Below are 20,239 nucleotides of genomic sequence, written 5' to 3' on the forward strand. Positions count from 1 at the left end.
AGTGACGCAAGCCGGGGCGGCTTGCGTCGTGGGGCAATCAGGCAAACTGCGCTTCGCGCTCGGCCAGCGTTGCGTCGGCAACCCGCACGGTGCGCCAGGTGTTGTAGGCCATCAGCAGCATGCCGCCGAGGAAGAACACCCCCCCGGTAAACCGCACGATGAAGCCAGGATGGCTGGCCTGCAGCGCTTCGACGAAGGAGTAGGTGAGGGTGCCGTCGTCGTTGATGGCGCGCCACATCAGGCCCTGGGTGATGCCGTTGACCCACATCGAGGCGATGTAGAGCACGGTGCCGATGGTCGCCAGCCAGAAGTGCAGGTTGATCAGTGGCACGCTGTGCATCTGTTCGCGGCCGAAGATCTTCGGGATCATGTGGTAGGTCGCGCCGAACGTGATCATCGCTACCCAACCCAGGGCGCCGGCATGGACGTGGCCGATGGTCCAGTCGGTGTAGTGGGACAGCGCGTTGACGGTCTTGATCGCCATCATCGGGCCTTCGAAGGTCGACATGCCGTAGAACGCCAGGGACAGCACCAGGAAGCGCAGGATCGGATCGGTGCGCAACTTATGCCAGGCACCCGACAGCGTCATCATGCCGTTGATCATCCCGCCCCAGCTCGGCGCCAGCAGGATCAGCGACATGGCCATGCCCAGTGACTGGGCCCAGTCCGGCAGTGCGGTGTAGTGCAGGTGGTGGGGGCCGGCCCAGATATACAGGGTGATCAGTGCCCAGAAGTGCACGATCGACAGGCGATACGAGTACACCGGGCGGCCGACCTGCTTGGGCACGAAGTAGTACATCATCCCCAGAAAGCCGGTGGTCAGGAAGAAGCCCACGGCGTTGTGGCCGTACCACCACTGGACCATGGCGTCGGTGGCCCCGGAATACACCGGGTAGGACTTGAACCAGTCCACCGGGATCGACAGGTGGTTGACCACGTGCAGCATGGCGATGACCACGATGAACGCGCCAAAGAACCAGTTACCGACATAGATGTGTTTGGTCTTGCGCTGCACTACGGTGGTGAAGAACACGATGGCATAGGCCACCCAGACCACGGTCATCCACACCGCGCCGGTGAACTCGATCTCGGCGTATTCCTTGGTGGTGGTGTAGCCCAGCGGCAGGGTGATCAACATGCTGACGATTACCGATTGCCAGCCCCAGAAGGTGAACGCCGCCAGCTTGTCCGAATACAGCCGTACCTGGCAGGTCCGCTGTACTGCGTAGTAACTGGCGGCAAACTGTGCGCTGCCGGCAAAGCCGAAAATCACCAGGCTGGTGTGCAGCGGCCGCAAGCGGCCGAAGGTGGTCCAGGGCAGGTCGAGGTTCGCCTCCGGCCACACCAGCTGCGAGGCGATCCACACGCCCATCGCCATCCCGATAACACCCCATACCACTGTTGCCACGACGAATTGGCGGACGACCTTGTAGTTATAGGCCTGTCCGATTGTTGCTGTGCTCATGGTCATTGCTTCCACGGTTGCAAAGTCATGCCAGGCCACCCGGTCTGGCAGGGTGTGAACTGTAGAAACACCCGGGGAAACAAAACAGGCTCAGAAAAAGCACATTAATACGGATCAGAAATTACCCATGTCTACGGCAATTGGATGGGGTCTGATCTGGTTTTTTAGTGGTTAGCTGAATCTGTAACGTCCTGAGCTGCTGATCCATAGTCATTCACCTTGAAACGAGCCGTAGAGCCCGATCACCCTGATGAGGTAGCGACATGTATCAGTACGATGACTACGACCGGGCCCTGGTCTTTGAACGGGTTGCGCAGTTTCGCGATCAGGTCGAACGGTTCATGGCCGGCGCCTTGAGCGAGGAAGAGTTTTTGCCCTTGCGCCTGCAGAACGGCCTGTACCTGCAAAAGCACGCGTACATGCTGCGGGTGGCCATTCCCTACGGCACCCTGAATGCCTGGCAGATGCGCACGCTGGCCAGCATCGGCCGGGATTACGATCGTGGCTACGGCCACTTCACCACCCGGCAGAACCTGCAGTTCAACTGGATCGAACTGGCGCAGGTGCCGGACATTCTCCAGCGCCTGGCCGAAGTCGAAATGCATGCGATCCAGACCTCTGGCAATTGTGTACGCAACATCACCACCGAGGCGTTTGCCGGGGTGGCGGCGGACGAGTTGATCGACCCGCGTCCCCTGGCGGAGATCCTGCGGCAGTGGTCGACCATCAACCCCGAGTTCCTGTACCTGCCGCGCAAGTTCAAGATCGCCATCTGCTCGGCCGTACAGGACCGCGCGGCGATCATGATGCATGACATCGGCCTGTACCTTTACCCGGATGCCTCCGGGCAGATGCTGCTACGGGTCATCGTCGGCGGTGGCCTGGGGCGCACGCCGATCCTCGGCCTGCAGATCCGTGAAGGCCTGCCCTGGCAGCACCTGCTGTCCTACGTCGAGGCGGTGTTGCGGGTGTACAACCGTCATGGTCGGCGCGACAACAAGTACAAGGCACGGATCAAGATCCTGGTGAAGGCCCTGGGGATCGACGCCTTTGCCAGGGAAGTGGAGCAGGAGTGGCAACACCTCAAGGACGGCCCGGCACAGTTGACCGAACTCGAGTACCAGCGGGTCGCCAGCGCCTTCGTGCCGCCGAGCTACGATCGATTGGCGGACACTGATCTGGATTTCGGCACGCGGCTGGCCGAAAACCCGGCGTTCGCGCGCTGGGTGGCGCGCAACGTACAGCCGCATAAAGTGCCGGGTTACGCCAGTGTGGTGCTGTCGACCAAGCCCGGCCTGTCCGCGCCTCCGGGTGACGTCACTGACCGGCAGATGGATGCGGTGGCCGACTGGTCCGAGCAGTTCGGCTTCGGTGAGATCCGCATTGCCCACGAGCAGAACATCGTGCTGCCGGACGTGCCCAAGGCGCACTTGTACGCTTTGTGGTGCCTGGCCTGCGAGGTCGGGTTGGGGTGCGCGAACATCGGCTTGCTGACCGACATCATTGCCTGCCCTGGCGGTGATTTCTGTGCGTTGGCCAACGCCAAGTCGATTCCGATTGCCCAAGGCATCCAGGCATGTTTCGACGACCTCGACTACCTGCATGACCTGGGGGATATCAGTCTCAATATCTCCGGTTGCATGAACGCCTGCGGTCACCACCACATCGGCAACATCGGCATTCTCGGGGTCGATAAGAACGGCAGCGAGTGGTACCAGATCACTCTGGGGGGTGCCCAGGGCAAAAACAGTGCGTTGGGCAAAGTGATCGGTCCGTCGTTCAGCGCGGCTGAAGTGCCCGGGGTGATCGAGCTGATCATCGCGACCTTTGTTCGCTACCGGGAAAGTGAAGAGCGGTTTGTCGACACCGTGCAGCGTATCGGGCTGGAGCCATTCAAGGAGTGCATCTACCCCAAGACCCTGGAGGGCGCGGCATGAACAATCTGCTACGCCTGTTGGATGGCGTTGCCCACAAGGTCGACGATGATCCATGGACCTTGATCAAGGACATTGATGCGCAACGGCCGGTCGGGCCGTTGATCTGGCCCCTGGCGCTATGGCATGAGCACCGTCGCGCCTCGGATGCCGTGTGGCTGGGGCCGGATGACGAGGTGGAAAGCCTCGAACCCTGGTTGCCCCGGTTGCCCATGATCGCGTTGGAGTTTCCCAGCTTTCGCGATGGCCGGGCCTACAGTCAGGCGTACCTGTTGCGCACGCGTTTGGGCTGGACGGGGGAGCTGCGGGCGGTGGGCGACGTGCTGCGTGACCAGCTCAGCCATATGCGTCAGTGCGGGTTCGATGCGTTCGCCGTGCGCGAAGACAAGTGCGTCGACGATGCACTCAAAGGCCTGGCGGGCATGAGCGTGCAGTATGGTCGCTCGGTGATCGAGCCTCGGCCGTTGTTTCGCCGACGCTGAAATACCCTGTGGGGTTCTGCCTATCGCCTGCTGTCCACCCGCAATGGCGCGGGTGGACAGGGTTTGGCGCTCACTTGAGCGCCGGATCCTGCGGGTTCAACTGCTTCCAGCCTTGCAGCAAGACCTGGGCCTTGGGTTCCTGGCCGTTGTCCAGGTAGTACTGGATCAGCGACAACCGTGCATTGCGGTTGGCTGGTTGCTGTTTGACCAGTTTTTCCAGCAGTGCGCACGCTTCATCGATCTTGCCACCCTCGTACAGGGCCACGGCCAGTACATAACCGTACTGTGCATTCAGCGGCTCCAGGCGCGCGGCATTGCGCAGGGCCGGCATGGCCTGGGCGGTCTTGCCCGCACGAATCAGGGCCAGGCCTTGGGTGTGCTGGAGCAGTGCGGCATCCGGGTGCTCCTTCAGGCTCGTGGCCAGCAACGCCTGCGCCTCCTCCTTGCGCCCGCGTGACTCCAGCCATTGCACCAGTGTCACCAATGCCGGGAAGAAGTCCGGGTCGCGCTGCAGGGCGGCTTGCAACCGCGGTTCGACCTCGGCACTGCGTCCACTGGCCTGGTAGAGCATCGCCAGGTTGAGGTTGGCTTCGGCGCGTTCGGCCAGGCTCAATTGAACCTGCTCATACTCATCGATGGCCGCCTTCCATTGCTTCTGAGCGGCACCCAATGTGTTGGCCACGCTCAGCAAATCCCGGGCGGCGGCAATGCGGATCGCCTTGACCGGATCGCTCAAAAACGGCGTGAACAACGCCACGCGTTCGGCGGGGGGAAGGAAGGCGCTGACCGCGTGAATGGCACTCTCGCGAACCTGCGGGTCGTGGTTGCCTAGGTCCTTGCTCGCCAGCTTCAACGCCTGCTCGCTCGGATACAGCGCCAGTTCCGCCAGCAAGGTTGCCCGTTGAATGGCCGGCAGGTTACTGCGCTGCAACTGCTCGTACAGTGCTTGCGCGGCACCGGGCTGGCCGGTACGCACCTGCCACAGGCTTTCGTCATAGCGTGGGGCCTGGGCCACGGGGTTGGCATTCCATAGTTTGAATTGCTCGGTGACCTTGTCGCCGGCCTTGCCCTGGTGGCACGTCAGGCAGGCGTCGGGCGTGCCCAGCTGCTGGGCGCGTACAGGGTTGGGCAGGCTGAAGCTGTGGTCATGCCGAAAGTCATTGCCCATGTAGAACTTGCCGGGCATGTGGCAATCCACGCACTGGGATCCCGGTTGGCCGGCGACATGCCGATGGTGCTCAGGCGAGTCGTAGTTTTTGGCTTGCAGGCCTTTGCCGTCGACCCCGGCGACCGTGGTTTTGCCCGCGGTGTTGTGGCATTGCAGGCAGACGCCGTTGCCCTGGGCCTTGAGTTCGGTGCTGTGGGGGTTGTGGCAATTGCTGCAACGCACGCCCTTGTCGGCCATCTTGCTTTGCAGGAATGAGCCGTGCTCGAACACTTCATCCTTGATCTTGCCATCCAGCGCGTACAGCTCGCGGGTCAGTACGCTGGGCAGGTAGTCATCCATCAAGCGCTTGCCGACGGTGTAGCCGTCGCCCAAGGGGGCTCGGCGGGCATGGCAACGGGCGCAGGTTTCGATCTCGGTGGTGGCGTTCTTGTCCTTGAGGTCCACGGCAAAGCCTGCATGGATCAGGTCGCTTTTCTTGCCGGCCCATTCAAGGTGATTCGACGCCGGGCCGTGGCACGCCTGGCAACCCACCCCCAGGCTGTTCCACTGGCTGGCAAAGGTGTTGCTGGCCGCATCGAAGTTACGCTTGTAGCCGGTGGTGTGGCATTCCACGCACATGAAGTTGGCGTTCTGGTTCGGCTTGCTCCAGTGCAGCGGGTTCTTGAAGTTCACACCCTGGCCCGGGTAGAGGTGAAACCAGCGGGTTTTCTCGGTATCCCAGGCCACGCCCAAGGCTTGCAGGCGACCTTCGCCGACCTCGATCAGGTACTGCTGCAGCGGCGCGATGCCGAAGGTGTAGGCCACCTTGAAGTCAGCGTTCCGGCCGTCGGCCCCGGGCGTGTTGACCCAGAAACCGTCGTCCTTGCGAAAGAACCGCGTGGTCTCTTTTTCACCCTTGAACGTGCTGTTGTCGAAGTTGGCCAGAACGGTCCCGGCATCGGCCACCTGCATCGCCAGTTGGTGGTGGGAGCCTTGCCAGTCCTTGACCTGTTCAGTGTGGCATCCCTGGCATTGCTGTTCGTCGACCAGGGTGGCCGGCGGTGCAGGGGCGGGTGGTGCCTGCGCAGCGGGGGCATTGGCGATGCTGGGCGCCACATAGGGCGGCGGCGTCGATTGGCCGGCCAGCAGGAACCAGCCAAGCCCGGCCATGACCAGCAACAGCGCGGCGGCGGTCACCGGGAACAGGTAGCGGGAAATCAGGGGTGGGGGCGAATCAGGGTCAGGGTTTATCGCTTTATTTTTATGCTTGGGCATTACGACTTCCGTGGTCCAGATGCGTTGGCCATACCGGCGCGCTTTTTTTAGCTGGGTGCAGCTTTGCCCCACGGCGTCCGTCTGTCAAATGACGGTTGTGATGGCGCTTGCAGCCTTGGGTGAATTTTCAGAGTCCGGTACTGCAAATGATTTAACTTTTGCCTGTACCTGTTAGTCCATTTCGCTTTACCGTTGTCGTCCCTATAACAGGAGTTACAGTATGAAGCTTGCCCTCATGATGAGCACACTGTGCATCGCCTCCCTGGGAATGGTGGGGTGTTCGAGCACTATCACCAAGCCTGAGGATTATTCCGGCTTTCTCAAGGACTACAGTCAGCTCAAGGAGGCCAAGTCGCCTTCGGGTGTGGACGTGATGCGCTGGGTCGACCCTAAGCTCGACATCAGTCAATACACCAGCGTTTACATCGAGCCCACCCAGTTCTACCCGCTGCCAAAGCCGACGGAAAAAATCCCTCAGACCACACTGTCGGGTATTACTGGTTACTACGACCAGGCGCTGAGGCGTGAACTGGCCAAGTCTTTGCCGTTGGCTAACGCGCCAGGTCCGGGCGTGGTCGTGGTGCGTGCGGCCATCACCGGCGTCAGCAGCAGCACCGAAGGCCTGAAGCCTTACGAAATCATTCCGATTGCACTGGTGGCGGCTGCCGTCAGCACCGCGACCGGTATCCGCGATCAGGAAACCGACCTGGCCACCGAAGCCGTGTTCCTCGATGGCGGCAACAACAAGGTCATCGCCGAAGTCGTGCGCAAAGGCACCGGCAAGTCCCTGGAAAATGATTCGCAAGTCATGACGGCCAACGATGTGAAAAACGTCATGGATGGTTGGGCCCATGACTTGAACCAGTCTTACGTGAAGCTCAAGGCCCAGTAAAAGCTTCGCGGGCAAGCCCTAATGCCAGTCAGTTAAGAAGGTGAAGTCGAATTTGTAGGAGCGAGCGTGCTCGCGATGAACTCAAGAGCAACGCGTTCAATCAGAAAACACGCGTTATCGTTAATGTCCATCGCGAGCACGCTCGCTCCTACAAAGGCTGGCGTTCGCTTAACTGACTGGCATTAGGGCAAACCCGCTCTCAAATAGTCCGCGTATGCAGTAAAGCCGCTCAATCCTGCGTGAACGCGGCCTCTGTGGCGAGGGAGCAAGCTCGCTCGCCACGGAGCAGGTGTCCGGCATCCCCTCACTCCCCGACAAACCACCGGTAGTACGGGTTGGCGCCATCCCCTCGCATCACCTCACGAATGTCCCTGGCCCAAGCCTCGCGGTCGCCGTCGTAGGCGTGCAGGCTGGCGCGATAGAACTGCATCAGGCGTTGTTGATGGGTATTCATTCGCTCGGTAAACGCGGAATCGGCATGAAGCAGCGGCGGCGGCTGACGCAGCGCCAGCAGGGCCGGCAACACGCGGGTGATTTCCCGGGCTCGGACCCAGGGGGCGTATTCGATGCGCGGCTGGTCATCGGTGACGGGCAGGGCCTGGCCGGCAAACTGTGTCAAACCCTCACGGTCGGTGACCCAGGTGGCCATCAACGCAGGCGCCGAACTCACGCCGACATCCTGCAAGGTGCTGCGTACGCTCTCTTGGGCAAAACGCTCACTGATGCGCGCGGCGTCCAGTTCGATCGGTTCCAGAGAACCTACCAGCAGCATTTCGTGGAACTCGCTAGTCCAGACGTTGGCATAGGGAAACACGTCGAGGAAGCTACGCACCAGCGCGCGTGAGTCATCGATATTCTGGGTGGGCAGCGGCAGCCATTGGGCGACCAGGCCGTTTTTCTCCAGGCGCCTGGCGGCCAGTTCGTAGAAGTCGCGCGAATACAGGTTGACCACGCCCGCGGCCGAAGGCGGCGGTGGTTCAAGGGTGATCAGGTCGTACTGTTGTTCGCTACGCAGCAATGCCTGGCGACCGTCGCGCAGGTGTACCTCCAGTGCCGGGTCGGTGACGGCATTGAAGTTGCCTTTGAACAGGGGCGCGGCCTTGACCACCGAGGGCAGCAGTTCAGCCACCACACGATGCTCGAGCCCCGGATAACGCAACAGCGCGCCGGCGGTGATGCCGGTGCCGAAGCCGATCACCAGGGCCGAGCGCGGTTCGCCGTTGTGGATCAGCAACGGCAGCAGGGCCTGGATACGCATATAGCGCAGCGACGGCATGGCATCGCCAGTGTTCGACACGCCCTGAATGTACAAGCGCTGGAATGTGCGCTCACGCTGCCCCTGGGTAACCACCGCCACTGTGCCGCCGCGACCTTCTTGATAAAACGCCAGTTCGCCATTGCGCGCCCCGGGCAGCAGGCTGGCGAGCTTGTCGACCGGGGTCAGCCACGCTACGACCAGGGACAACAGGCCCAGGACGATCACGCCTTGGCGTGTGCCTTTCTTCACGGCGTGGCCTCGGCTGACGGCGACGTAACCGACGGCGGCGGCGATGATCGCCAGCAGCCCCAGGGTGCGCACCAGGCCGAGCAAGGGAATCAACAGGAAACCGCAGAGCATCACACCGATAATGCCGCCCAGGGTGTTGAAGGCCACGACGGCGCCGACGTCCCGGCCGACACGATCACGGCCCACGCTCAGGCGCAATGCCAGGGGGAAGGCGGCGCCCAGCAGCAAGGTTGGAACAAACACAATGCTCAGGGCCGCGACGGCAAAGCGTACGCTCATGGCGCCCAGTTCACTGGCGCCGAGGGCCAGCGCGGTGGCTTCACCCTGGGTTTGCAGGTAGATCAGCCAGCGACCGAGCAGCGCCACTTCGAGCAAGGCCAGCAACCCGGCGCCCGCAATCAGCCCACCGAACAGCCCCCATGGATCGCGGACCCGGTCAACGCGCCGGGCCATCCACACGCTGCCCAGAAACAGGCCACACAAGTAGGTCGCCAGCACGACGGCGAACGCGTAGGTGCGCGTACTCATGAACTGCACGATCGATTGCGACCAGACCACTTCATAGCCCAGCGCGACACCGCCGGCGATCGCGTACAGCCACAGGGCCAGGCGTGCGGGGGCGGCTTGTTGCGTGACGTGAATGGAGGCTTCGATGGGTGTCAGTGGCTGGCGCTGGAACCACAACAGGGCCCCGGCGGCGGCCAGCAGGTTGAGCATGGCGGCGGCGATCGCACTGCCACGTACGCCAAGGGTGGCAATCAGTACGAACCCGGTGAGCAAGGTCCCGGCGATGGCGCCTGCGGTGTTCGCCGCATACAGATGGCCGCCAGCCTTGCCCAGGTGCCGGGGATCGGCCGCCAGGGCGCGCACCAGCACCGGCAAGGTCCCGCCCATCAACACCGCCGGAATGCCTACCAGGGCAAACGGCAACACCCAGGCCACCACACCGATGTGCTGCTCCAGCCAGGCAAACGGGCTGGCCGCCAGGCTCATGCCCACCGTGGCCCCGACACCCAGCAGCGCCACCAGCACTTCGAGCCCGGCGTAGAGCAGGACCGGGCGCTGCACGCGGTCGGCCAGGCGCCCGAACAGCCAGCCACCCAGGGCTAATCCCGCGAAGAATGCGCTGATGCCGGTGGTGATGGCATAGACCTCCACGCCAACCACCAGCGACAGTTGCTTGATCCACAGCACCTGATACACCAGCGCGGCTGCGCCGGAGACGCACAGCAGCAGGGCGGGGATCAGCAGCGCTGGGGCGCTGGCGTGAGGGGCGGGTATGGCCGACGACTTGCTGGCGACACGTGAGGACATTGCGGATTGCCTTGTGAAAAATCGGGTTGCGCACAACCCGGTAACCGACAAAAAGAAATAGGGCCGCTCACCCCACCAGGGGTGAGCGGCGGTCTTGCAGGAGTTACTGTGCCGCTTGTTGCGCTTTCATTTTTTCCGCGATTTTTGCATCCACGGCCGCACGAACCTGGTCAATGCTGAAGCTGGCCGGGCGTTGGCTAGGTGGGTACTCGATGAAGGTCTCCAGGAACTTTGCCGATTTCGTGGTCGCGACAGCGGCCAGGTAGACGTTTTTGGTCAACCAGTCGTAGTACTGATCGGACACCACGTCGGCGCGTTCATACGGGTCCATGCGCAGGTTGAGGATTTTCGGCACGCGCAGGCAGACGAAGGGTTCGCTCCAGACCCTGAAGCCTCCGGGCTGGCGTTGCTCGCAGAACACCGCTTTCCAGTTGTCAAAGCGCATCGACACCAGCATGCCGTCGTCGTTGAAGTAGTAGAACTCCTTGCGCTCGCCTTTGGGCTGTTGGCCGGTCAGGTAAGGCAGCTGGTTGTAGCCGTCCAGATGCACCTTGAAGTTGGTGCCGCCAGACGTCGGCGCCCAACCTTTGAGCAGCTTCTCTTTCACGCTGTTGTCACCGGCGACAGCCAGCAGCGTCGGGAACCAGTCCAGACCCGAGAACATCTCGTTGGAGACTTCGCCCGCCTTGATCTTGCCAGGCCAGCGAACCATCGCCGGTACGCGGTAGGCGCCTTCCCAGTTGGAGTTCTTCTCGTTACGGAACGGCGTGGTCGCCGCGTCCGGCCAGGAGAACTGGTTCGGGCCGTTGTCGGTGGTGTAGACGACGATGGTGTTGTCGGTGATCTTCAGGTCATCGAGGGTCTTGAGCAGTTTGCCCACATCGTTGTCATGTTCGATCATGCCGTCGGCATAGTCGTTGCCAGGCATGCCGCTCTGGCCCTTCATCGACTCGCGAACGTGAGTGAACAAGTGCATGCGGGTGGTGTTCATCCAGACGAAGAACGGTTTGTCCGCCTTGGCCTGCTTCTCGATGAACGCCTGGGCAGCCGCGGTGGTCTCGTCGTCGATGGTTTCCATGCGCTTGCTGTTCAAGGCGCCGGTGTCTTCGATCTTGCCGTCGGCGAAGCTGTGGATCACGCCGCGTGGCGAGTTGGCCTTGACGAATTCGGCATCGTCCTTGGGCCAGTACGGGCGTTCCGGTTCCTCTTCGGCGTTGAGGTGGTACAGGTTGCCGAAGAACTCGTCGAAGCCGTGGTTGGTCGGCAGGTATTCATCCCGGTCGCCCAGGTGGTTTTTACCGAACTGGCCAGTGGCATAGCCTTGGGACTTGAGGGCCTGGGCGATGGTGATATCGCGCTTTTGCAAGCCAACCGGAGCCCCCGGAATGCCGACTTTCGACAGACCGGTGCGCAAAGGCGTCTGGCCGGTGATGAACGACGAACGCCCGGCGGTGCAGCTGTTCTCCGCGTAGTAGTCGGTGAACATCATGCCTTCCTTGGCAATCCGGTCGATGTTTGGCGTCTTGTAGCCGACCACCCCCATGGAATAGGCACTGATGTTGGTCTGGCCAATGTCGTCGCCGAAGATCACCAGAATGTTGGGTTTTTCAGCGGCCCCGGCCGTTGCCGAAATCGCCATGACCGATGCTGCCACCAGGGCGAGTTTCGGTAGCCACTTGCGTATGCGAGTCATCTGACTTGCTCCTTTTTCTGACTGGAGTCGCGTTCTTGTTGTGCGACCAACGTTTATTGCAGTCCTGCGATACGTCTTCTACTTTTTTTGTTCGGTTGCGGGGGCGTCGAACGGGTAGATCCGGCGCCATTCGGTGGTCATGTCGACGACTGTCCACTTGCGTGTATTGGCTTCGTCCAGGGCCTTGTCCAGTCGACCGATCTTCGACTCCCGGTCGTAGGCCCACTCACGCTTTGCATCGGTGTGATGCACCAGCCCCATGAAGCGCTTGCCGGGCCCGGCGGCGGTCCACTGGAGCATTTGCAGGTCGCCGTCCGAGTTGCCGAAGGCCAGGATCGGTCGCCGCCCGATCACCGCCTGGATGCTTTCCGGTTTGCCCGGGCCGTCGTCGTTATGCGCAAGCTTGGGCAGGCGCAGGATCGAAGCATCGCCGTCTTTTAGCTGGAATTGGGTGACAAAGGTGGTACCGATCACTTGCTCCGGCGGGATGCCATAGACGTGCTCGGCGAAGGCGCGCATGAACTCGACTTCACCGCCGGAGACGATGTAGGTCTTGAAGTCCTGGCTGCGCAGGTAATCGAGCATTTCCAGCATCGGCTGATAAATCATCTCGGTGTAGGGCTTACCGGTTTTCGGGTGGCGGGCTTGGCTGAGCCAGGTTTTCGCGTTGTCCATGAAGGCCGCGGTGGTGATCCCGGTGTGGGTCGCGCCGACGATCTTCATCAAGCCTTCCATGCCACTCTCGGCCAGGGCCTTGTGGTCGTTCTCCAGCACGGCCTGGAAGGGTTGCTCGGTTTTCCATTCCGGGTGCTGCGGCGCCATGCGCTTGACTTCCTCCAGGGCGAACAGCACCTGGAAGTACATCGGTTGCTCACTCCACAGTGTGCCGTCGTTGTCGAACACGGCGATGCGTTCAGCGGGCTTGACGTAGTCCCTGGAGCCTTCGGTAGTCACGGCCTGGACAAACTCGATGATGCTTTTCTTCGAGGGGCCATCGTTCCACGAGGGCAGGGGCTCGGCGGCTTGAACCAGCAGCGGCAGGCTCAGGGCCAGGGTCAACAACAGCTTCATTCCGTGGAACTGACGCAGTGAAGTCAGGTATGTCATGACAAGTCCTTCCCGTGACCCGGGTTAAGAGGGCGCAAGGCCGATGATTGCGTATCGTTTCGCGGCGCGGTTTGAGCTTGCAGCGTAGACAAGGATTGCTTGAAGTGGGACAACGCCGCCCGTTGGCTCTGCTCCTGTGCGTAGCAACCGCGTAGCAGGGCCTGCACGTTTTCCCCGAGTCCACCGATCCGCCAACCGGGCCGGGTACGCCGGGCCCACAGGTACAGCGCGCTCAGTTGTGGCGGTTGCCTCTCCAGTTGCCCGGGAATCTGTTTCCAGGCGTAGTCGGCGGACGCCAGCGAGGCGGCATGCCGTGCCTGCCGACGGGTTTGCAGGGTATGCCAGGCACGCCGGCACCACGGCCTGGCCAGGTAACCAAGGCCCGCAACCAACAGCAGCACGACCGTCAATACCAGCCAGTACCGGGACAGGTGCATACGGCTCTTCTGGCCCAGTTGCCGGAGATCCTCGGCGATCGAGAAGACGGGTTGATAGCGGCCGTTGGCCGCGGCGTCGAAGGTGGCGGCGGGCACTTGGACGGTGCGGGCCTGGCGGGTGCCGGTATCCCACCAGCGCAGCTCGATAGCCGGCAGGCTGTGGCGGCCCTGGCGGTCAATCTGATAGGTCACGCTGTCGATGCGCTGGCCACCGTTGTGGTTGCCCCGGCCGTCGTCCAGGTTGCTGATCTGCGGGGTTTTCGGGTACCGGCTCAGGCCATCGACCTCGACCAGCACCGGGGCTGGCAAGGCCATCGCCAGCGCGCCATCGGCTTGCAGGGTGAGTTGGCGGGTGACGGTGTCACCGACTTTCAGCGGTGTCGAAGACTGGCTGATCACTTGGGTGAAGCGTACGCCCTGGGCCACCAGCACCGGTTCGCCCGGCTGGAATCCCGGCGGTTGCTGCGCCGTGAAGTGCTGGGGCTGGCCTTGGGCTGTGAGTACACCGCTGGCCTGGCCTGGCGTGGCCTGTACGGTCAGGGCGGGGATGTCGAATGCTATGGCCTGGTTCGGGGTGATCAGGTAGCTGTAACGCAGGCCGAAGAACGGTGTGCCCTCCAGGGTTTGCGTGGTGTGCTGGGCCTCGCCGTTGGGCGGCATGACCAGCGCGCCCGCAAGCTTCAAGTCAGGCAGGGTGGGAGCACTGGTAAACCAGCTGTCGGTCAGCACATCGACCTGCAACTGCACCACCGAACCGACCATCACCTGCTCGGCGGGCACTAGCCGGGTTTGCACACGCAGTTGCGGTTCAGCGGCGAAGGCGCTGACCGACAGCAGGCAGCAGGCCAGCAAACTGATTCTCATGGCGGGCTCCCGGCTTGAGCCGCGCGCTGGTCCTGCAGGCTGAACTTCTGCCGCAGGAATTTGGCGGGCGAGGTGGTCAGGTTCTGCAACCAGAGTTCATCCGAGGTGGCTTGCTGGGTCTCGACCGCTTTGCTCTGGCCCTTGCCCGAGGGTTTGTCGTATTTCACCTCGTCGGGTTTGACCTCGGGCGTGTTTTGCTCGGCGCTCTCGGTGTCTTTTTGCAGGGCCTTGGCCAACGCCAGGTTGGCGGACGCTTGCGGGAACTGCGGTTGCAGCTTGAGCGCCTGGGTGTAGGCGTCGATGGCCTGGTCGAACTTGAAGCGCCGCACGTAAATGTTGCCCAGATAAAAGTACGCCTGGGGGGTCTCGAGCCGGGCGAAGCTGGCCAGTGCCAGGTCATAGTCGGCGGCGTTGTAGGCGGCAATGCCTTTCCAGTATGGATCGTGGAACCGCTTGGCAGCGGCAGGGAAGTGCTGGTGCTCGAACGCCCAGCGGCCTTGTTGGTCGGCGGTGAAGAACGCATCGGTCAAGGTGTTGGCGCGGGCCGGTGCCGGTTGCAGTGCAAAGCCCAGGCCGAGTAGCAACGCGGCCATCCAGTTCAGGCTCCAGCCCCGACGCACACTGAAAAAGGCCAGCAACAGCAGCGGCCAGCACAGCCAGTAGCCGGCGTCTTTCCAGTGCAATTCACGCTGTTCGGCGCTGGCGCTCTGGAAGTGTTGCTGGGCATGCAGTTCGATCCAGTCCAGGTCGTCGTCGTTGAGGGTCAGGCTGCCCAGCGGTGCATCGGTGGCCGAGGCCAGTTGTTTGAGCGCCGCTGGATCGAAGCTGCCCAGCACCGGACGACCGTTGCGGTCGGTGCGCGGTTGGCCGCTGGAATCCTTGACCACCCCACCGTCGGTACTGCCCAGTGCAAGAATCAGCACTTGCAGCTGACTACCGTCCAGCTGCTTGCCCAGCCCCGCCAGCTGTGTCGTATCGGCACCGTCGGTGATCAGCAACAGGGTGCCAGGGGCTTTCTCGGCGGCCAGCAAGCGCTTGGCCTGGTCGATGACGGCGCCGACGTTTTTCCCCGGCTTGTCGATCAGACTCGTACCGAGGGCCTGGATGAAGGTGTCGAGCAGCGCCGGGTCGTCGGTCGGTGGCAGCACCAGGTGGGCGCTGCCGGCGTAGGCGATCAGGCCGGTGCGGGCGCCGCTGCGCCGCTGGATCAGGTCATGCACCTTGTGTTTGGCGGCTTCCAGGCGCGTGGGCGGCACGTCGCTGGCATCCATCGACGGCGACAGGTCGAACGCGATGATCAAGGGCGCGCGGTTCTCCAGGAAGTCCGGTCGATCCTGCTCCCAGGTTGGCCCGGCCGCAGCGATGGCGCCCAGCACCAGCAGGGCGCAGACCAGATGCACCGGGTGCAGGCGATGGGGATCGTCAGGGGTGATCAGCAGATGGGGCAGCAGGTGTGGGGCAATGTTGCCGCGCAGCCGCCGTTGCAGGTCGCGGCTACGGCGCCACAGCAGGGGCAGCAGCGCGCCGAACAGCGCCAACAGTAACCAGACCGGGCGCAGGAAGTGGAAGTCGCCGAGGTTGATCTCCATCTCAGGCCTCCTGCCGTTGACGGGTGCTACTCAGGCGTGGCCGGAGCAGGGCGAGCAAGTGGTACAGGGCCAGCAGGCCGATGGCCGCGCTCAGGGGGAGCCAGAACAGGTCGCGCTTGGGCTGGTGGCTGAAGGTTTTCACCTGATGCGGGGTGATCTTGTCGAGGGTTGCGTAGACCTGATCCAGCGCCTGCCGGTCTTCGGCACGGAAGAACCGGCCGCCGGTGGCCGTGGCGATCTGTTGCAAGCCTTGCAGGTTGACCTTGGCTTCGCCGCTGGCGTCGGGGTCGCCGATGCCGATGGTGTGAATCACCACCCCTTTGGCGGCCGCCATGCTGGCGGCGTGGTCCGGGGTGATCGCGCTGCTGGTGTCGTTGCCGTCGGTGAGCAGGATCAGCACTTTCTCCGGCTCATGGGCCTGGTCGAGCATCTTCAGGGCCAGGCCGATGGCATCGCCGATGGCGGTGTTGGGCCCGGCCATGCCGATGCCAGTGTCGTCCAGCAGCAGCGACAGGCTGGCGTGGTCCAGGGTCAGTGGTGCTTGCGGGTAGGCACCGCTGCCGAACACGATCAGGCCGAGGCGATCCTCCTTGCGTCGGTCGATAAAACCGTGGACCACTTCCTTGACTGCGGCCAGGCGGTCGATCTTCTGCCCGTTGGCGTCGGTGTAGTCGGTGGTTTCCATGGATTGGGAAATGTCGATCGCCAGCATCAGGTCGCGCACCGGTTGCTGGCGCTCGATGGGTTTTTCCACCAGCACCGGGCGCGCAACGGCCGCGACCAGCAGGGCCCAGACCATTGCGTTGAGCAGCAATTGCCAGCGGTTGCCGCGAGTGCCGGCCTGGCTCGGTACCTGGCCGACGGCGCGGCTCATGGCGCCGAAAAACGGCACCCGCACCGCACTGTGGGCTTCGCGGTAGTCAGGCAGGTAGCGATAGCCCAGCCAGATCGCCGGGAGCAGCAACCACAACCACGGGTAGTCAAACTGCCACATGATGATGCTCCACCCAGTGTTTGCAGGTGTTGAACAGTTGCTGGCGCTGTTCGTGCGGCAGAGCCCGCAGGGCGGCGTCCGGGGCGTAGGCCAGTTGGGCAAGTTGTTGACTGAAGTCTGGAGGGAGGGGCTGTGCACTGTGCCGCTGCAGGAAGGCTTGCCAGTCCTCTTTACCTAGCGCCGCAGGACCCGGTGGGAGCGGGTTTGCCCGCGATAGCGTCCGGTCAGCTGACACCAATTTTGAAGGTGACGGCCTCATCGCGGGCACGCCTGCTCCCACAGCGGTTGCGTTCGGCATCGAGAGGGCGACTCTCTTGAGCAACTCCGGTAATTCACGTAACGCATTCAGGTCATCGCTGCATTTTTGCAACTGCGTCAACCGCATCAATGCCTCGCGCCGATAACGATCACGCCGCCACTGCCAATAACGCCGCGCCCCGACCAGCAGCACCGCACCCATCAACACGGCCAGCAACACCCACCAACCCCAGGTTTTCGGCATGTAGCTGACCGGTGCCGGCAGCGCCAGCTCCTTGAGTTGCTCAATGCTCGGGACGTTGGGGTTCATCGCCGCCCCCCGGCCAGCTTGCCCAGTTCGGCGCGCAGTTGTTCCTGAGCATCGGTGGCGGTGCTGAACATCATCAATGGCACCTGACTGCGACGCAGCAGGGTCGCGACGTCCTTGAGGCGTCCGCTGAGAAAGTCCCCCAAAGGCTGATGAACCTGGCGCTGTTCCACGGCCAGCTCCACCTGCAACTGGCCTTGAGTCACCAGCAGGCGGCCGTTCTTCGGCAAGTTCAGCGCCATTGGGTCGTAGATCTGCATGGCGATCACGTCGTTGTGGGCACTGAGCTGGCGCATCAGTTGCAAGGTGCGCGGGCCCGCGCCGGCGAAGTCGCTGATGATGCAGATCAGGTGATCATGACCGGCCAATGCCAGGCATTGCTGCAGGACCTTGTCGAGTTGGTCTTCGTCTTCACGGTCGGGGTTGCGTGCGCTGAGCTCCTGATTCTGCCGGGCGATGCGGCTGCACAGCGCCTCGACGCGCTTGCGGCTGCGCAGCGGGGCGACGCTGTCGATACGCTGGTCGTTGAACACCAGGCCGCCGACCCGGTCACCGGCGTTGAACACCATCCAGGCCGTCAGGGCGCCGAGTTCGGCGGCAAGCGCCGACTTGAAGCTGCGCTGCGAGCCAAAGAACATCGACATGCGCTGGTCCACCAGAATCAACGCCGGGCGGTCCCGCTCCTCGGTAAAGGTGCGGACCACCGGTTTGCCGGTGCGCAGGGACGCACGCCAGTCCAGGTGACGCAAATCATCGCCAGGCTGGTAGCGGCGCAGCTCATCGAAATTCAAGCCGCGCCCGCGCAACCGCGAAGCGTGATTACCGGCCAGGATGCTGCCCCGTGGGTGGCGGGCGAGAAAACTCAGGTCATGGGCCTTGAGAGCCAACGCCATCAATTGCGCCAGCGACACATACACCAGGCCGTCCATTTCCTGAGTATCCATCGCTCAACCCTCAGGCCGGGATCGCGACGTTGTCGAGCAGGCGGTCGAGCACCAGGTCGGCGGTGACGCCGTCGGCCACCGCGTCGTAGCTCAATTGCAGGCGATGGCGCAACACCGGATGCACCACGGCCCGGACGTTGTCCGGCGTGACGAAGTCTTGCCCCTGCAGCCAGGCGTCGGCCCGGGCACAGCGGTCCAGGCCGATTCCGCCCCGGGGGCTGGCGCCAATGGCAATCCAGCGGCCGAGGTCGGCATCGTAGTTGGCGGGATGGCGGGTGGCGTTGATCAGGTCGATCAGGTAGCGGTCGATGGCCGGTGACACACTGACGGCGCTGACTTCGCGGCGTGCGGCAAAGATCACCTCCTGGCTCAGGGCAAAGCCTTGCACCACAGCGGTCCTGGCGCCCAGGGCCTGTTCTTCTTCGCGCAGCAGGCGCAGCACCTGGCTTTCGTTGTCTGTGCTCGGGTAATCGAGCAGTACCTTCATCAGGAAACGGTCCATCTGGGCTTCCGGCAACGGGTAGGTGCCTTCCTGCTCGATGGGGTTCTGGGTTGCGACCACGATGAACAGCTCCGGCAACCCATGGCTGTTGCCGGCGACGGTGATCTGCCGCTCTTCCATGGCTTCCAGCAAAGCGGCCTGGACCTTGGCCGGGGCGCGGTTGATTTCGTCGGCGAGGATCAGGTTGCCGAACAACGGGCCTGGCTGGAACTGGATCTGATTCTGTCCGTCGACCTGATGCAGCACTTCGGCGCCGGTGATGTCCGATGGCAGCAGGTCCGGGGTGAACTGGATCCGGCTCATCTTCGCGTCCAGGTGCTTGGCCAGCGCTTTCACGGTGCGGGTCTTGGCCAGCCCCGGCAGGCTTTCGAGCAGCAGGTGCCCGTTGGCCAGCAGGCCGATCATGATCTGGCGAATGACCTGCTCCTGGCCAAGCACCGCCTCGGCAATACTGGCTTGCAGGGCGTTGATGTCAGTGAGTGCTGTCATTGGAGCGGTCCTTTGCGTGATCGGGTTAAAACACGAACGACGGATTCACCAGGATCAACCATAGGCGCAAGTTCCGGCGCCTGCTAACAAGATCATCCGCGTGAATGTCCGGATTACCAGGCGTACTGCAAGCGCAGGGTCCAGGTGTTCACATCGGGCGAGCCGGTGCGTTCGGCAACGGTGTCGGTGTAGGCGATCAAGCCACCGAACTGCGGCGAGAGCATGAAGCCCATGCTGGCGCCCAGCAGGCCGTTTTCCTGTTTGTTGTCCTGCCAGTCGCCATTGATCCGGGTTTCGCCGCCCCGGCTGTAGGTGGCGTCCAGCGAAGCCCAGAGGGCGCGGTTGAAGGTATAGCTGTAGTGACCTTCGACGGCGTACAAGGCTTTTTGCTCAAGGGTGCCGTCGCCTTGGTAGTCGTCGTTGTCAGTGAACATCGACACATAACCGTTGATCTCCAGCCAGGTCGGGCCAAGGGGAGTGCCGAAGGCGATTTCCGGCTTGAAGGCCCAGCGGTTGGAACCGATGTTGATCACCCGGTTCTTGTCGTAGTCGCCGGTGGGCGCGGTGACCCACAGCGCGCCGGTGACGAAGGTTTCCGGGGTCCAGTTGGCGAACTCTTCCTGGGTCAGGGCCGGGCCGCCAAAGAGATTGTGCACCAGGACGAACTGGGTATCGGCCATGCCGCCGTTGTGCTTGGTGCCCTTGAAGAACTCGGCGTTGTCGAAGGAGGCCGAAATGTCCGCGTAAGGCTGCAGGATCTGGATCGCGCTGTTGCGCCCGTCCACGGAGAACGAGCGGGCGAAACGGGCGATGTACAGGTCCGCGTTGACCGACAGGCCGTCGATTGGCAGCGCGGTGTCGATCGGGGTGTTGGAATCGATCCGGTTGTAGTAGCCAAATACCATGTTCAGGTCGGTTGGCAGGTTCTGCCAGTCCCGGGCGTTGTCGGCGAAACCGAGCAGTGGCGTCAGCGTCAGTGTGGCGGCAACGACACGCCCCAGTGTTGTCGATGAACCCATGGTGTTGCTCCTTGCATTAT

15 protein-coding genes are annotated in these 20,239 nt (G+C 62.8%); 3 read left to right on the forward strand and 12 right to left on the reverse strand.

Features of this window, described 5'->3' with window-relative positions; all coding sequences use genetic code 11:
* Window positions 1-37: 37 nt before the first annotated feature.
* Entirely contained in the window at window positions 38-1,465 is a 1,428-nt protein-coding gene (gene ccoN / locus CKW29_RS00210) for a cytochrome-c oxidase, cbb3-type subunit I (RefSeq protein WP_095144080.1), read from the reverse strand.
* A gap of 263 nt (window positions 1,466-1,728) precedes the next feature.
* On the opposite strand from ccoN, the gene CKW29_RS00220 reads away from it, so the two are divergent.
* The gene (locus CKW29_RS00220) at window positions 1,729-3,402 is read left to right on the forward strand and encodes a nitrite/sulfite reductase (protein ID WP_095147647.1); all 1,674 of its coding nucleotides are present in this window, start codon (window positions 1,729-1,731) and stop codon (window positions 3,400-3,402) included.
* A complete protein-coding gene (locus CKW29_RS00225) occupies window positions 3,399-3,881 on the forward strand; it encodes a DUF934 domain-containing protein (protein ID WP_095144082.1) in 483 nt (160 codons plus the stop codon). Before CKW29_RS00220 ends, CKW29_RS00225 begins: the two co-directional genes overlap by 4 nt.
* Before the next feature lie 70 nt (window positions 3,882-3,951).
* On the opposite strand, the gene CKW29_RS00230 is transcribed toward CKW29_RS00225, so the two are convergent.
* Entirely contained in the window at window positions 3,952-6,303 is a 2,352-nt protein-coding gene (locus CKW29_RS00230; RefSeq protein ID WP_095147648.1) for a tetratricopeptide repeat protein, read from the reverse strand.
* 220 nt (window positions 6,304-6,523) lie between these two features.
* Between CKW29_RS00230 and CKW29_RS00235 the strand changes: the two genes are divergently transcribed.
* Entirely contained in the window at window positions 6,524-7,195 is a 672-nt protein-coding gene (locus CKW29_RS00235) for a DUF3313 domain-containing protein (RefSeq protein WP_095144084.1), read from the forward strand.
* Window positions 7,196-7,499: 304 nt separating this feature from the next.
* Here CKW29_RS00235 and CKW29_RS00240 read toward each other — a convergent pair whose 3' ends face one another.
* From CKW29_RS00240 to CKW29_RS00285, 10 genes are all read right to left on the reverse strand, one after another.
* Window positions 7,500-10,016, reverse strand: a complete 2,517-nt coding sequence (locus CKW29_RS00240; RefSeq protein ID WP_095147649.1) for a fused MFS/spermidine synthase — start codon at window positions 10,014-10,016, stop codon at window positions 7,500-7,502.
* A 103-nt stretch (window positions 10,017-10,119) separates the two neighbouring features.
* Window positions 10,120-11,709: an arylsulfatase gene (locus tag CKW29_RS00245; protein WP_095144086.1), complete on the reverse strand. Its 1,590-nt coding sequence runs from the start codon at window positions 11,707-11,709 to the stop codon at window positions 10,120-10,122.
* 78 nt (window positions 11,710-11,787) lie between these two features.
* The gene (locus tag CKW29_RS00250) at window positions 11,788-12,816 is read right to left on the reverse strand and encodes an HAD family phosphatase (RefSeq protein ID WP_095144087.1); all 1,029 of its coding nucleotides are present in this window, start codon (window positions 12,814-12,816) and stop codon (window positions 11,788-11,790) included.
* Window positions 12,813-14,117 (reverse strand): BatD family protein, encoded by a 1,305-nt coding sequence (locus CKW29_RS00255; protein WP_095147650.1) that lies wholly within the window; start codon window positions 14,115-14,117, stop codon window positions 12,813-12,815. The genes CKW29_RS00250 and CKW29_RS00255 overlap by 4 nt, the downstream gene beginning before the upstream one ends.
* Window positions 14,114-15,706 carry a VWA domain-containing protein gene (locus CKW29_RS00260; protein ID WP_095147651.1) on the reverse strand — a complete coding sequence of 531 codons (1,593 nt, stop codon included), beginning with the start codon at window positions 15,704-15,706 and terminating at the stop codon, window positions 14,114-14,116. Before CKW29_RS00260 ends, CKW29_RS00255 begins: the two co-directional genes overlap by 4 nt.
* A 1-nt stretch (window position 15,707) precedes the next feature.
* The gene (locus CKW29_RS00265; protein WP_095147652.1) at window positions 15,708-16,700 is read right to left on the reverse strand and encodes a VWA domain-containing protein; all 993 of its coding nucleotides are present in this window, start codon (window positions 16,698-16,700) and stop codon (window positions 15,708-15,710) included.
* Window positions 16,687-17,268 carry a DUF4381 domain-containing protein gene (locus CKW29_RS00270; protein ID WP_095144091.1) on the reverse strand — a complete coding sequence of 194 codons (582 nt, stop codon included), beginning with the start codon at window positions 17,266-17,268 and terminating at the stop codon, window positions 16,687-16,689. The genes CKW29_RS00265 and CKW29_RS00270 overlap by 14 nt, the downstream gene beginning before the upstream one ends.
* Window positions 17,265-18,209 (reverse strand): DUF58 domain-containing protein, encoded by a 945-nt coding sequence (locus CKW29_RS00275; protein ID WP_256584807.1) that lies wholly within the window; start codon window positions 18,207-18,209, stop codon window positions 17,265-17,267. Before CKW29_RS00275 ends, CKW29_RS00270 begins: the two co-directional genes overlap by 4 nt.
* A 10-nt stretch (window positions 18,210-18,219) precedes the next feature.
* Window positions 18,220-19,200 carry a MoxR family ATPase gene (locus CKW29_RS00280; RefSeq protein WP_095147654.1) on the reverse strand — a complete coding sequence of 327 codons (981 nt, stop codon included), beginning with the start codon at window positions 19,198-19,200 and terminating at the stop codon, window positions 18,220-18,222.
* Window positions 19,201-19,313: 113 nt separating this feature from the next.
* Complete coding sequence (locus CKW29_RS00285; protein WP_095144093.1) at window positions 19,314-20,219, reverse strand: transporter; 906 nt, start codon at window positions 20,217-20,219, stop codon at window positions 19,314-19,316.
* Window positions 20,220-20,239: the final 20 nt, after the last annotated feature.

Origin of the sequence: Pseudomonas sp. Irchel s3a18 (genome assembly GCF_900187535.1) — a bacterium.
Taxonomy (GTDB): domain Bacteria; phylum Pseudomonadota; class Gammaproteobacteria; order Pseudomonadales; family Pseudomonadaceae; genus Aquipseudomonas.